We start from the raw sequence: 395 nt of genomic DNA, 5'->3' as shown, positions 1-395 counted from the left end.
GTCGGTGTTCCCCGCCGAGGAGCAGGTCATGGTCCGCATGCGGTTGGCGGACTGCCTCAAGGCCACCATCTCCCAGCGGCTGCTGCCCCGCGCGACGGGCAAGGGCCGCACGGTGGCGCTGGAAATCATGACGCAGACGAAGTCCGTGGAGCAGTACATCCGCGAGGACCGCGCCAACGAATTGAAGGACGTCATCGAGAAGGGCCGCGACATGTTCGGCATGCAGTCCTTCGACCAGCACCTCACCCAGCTCTACCGCGAGGGCATCATCACCCTGGAGGTCGCGCAGGGCGCGGCCTCGAACCCGGCCGACTTCCAGCGCGCGCTCGAGTTCGAGTGAGCTTGAGCCTCACGCGGCTCGCTGGGGGAGTGGACATGACGACCTTCGAGGTGGA

The 395-nt window shown here is 66.6% G+C and carries 1 pseudogene; it reads left to right on the top strand.

Annotated features, from left to right (window positions below):
- Positions 1-340 (top strand): annotated as a pseudogene (locus tag HUA76_RS44845) (type IV pili twitching motility protein PilT); the annotation flags it as partial.
- Between the last annotated feature and the right edge of the window lie 55 nt (positions 341-395).

Source organism: Myxococcus sp. CA056 (assembly GCF_013336715.1).
In the GTDB taxonomy this organism is placed as follows: domain Bacteria; phylum Myxococcota; class Myxococcia; order Myxococcales; family Myxococcaceae; genus Myxococcus; species Myxococcus llanfairpwllgwyngyllgogerychwyrndrobwllllantysiliogogogochensis.
This window is presented reverse-complemented; position numbering and strand designations above follow the sequence as displayed.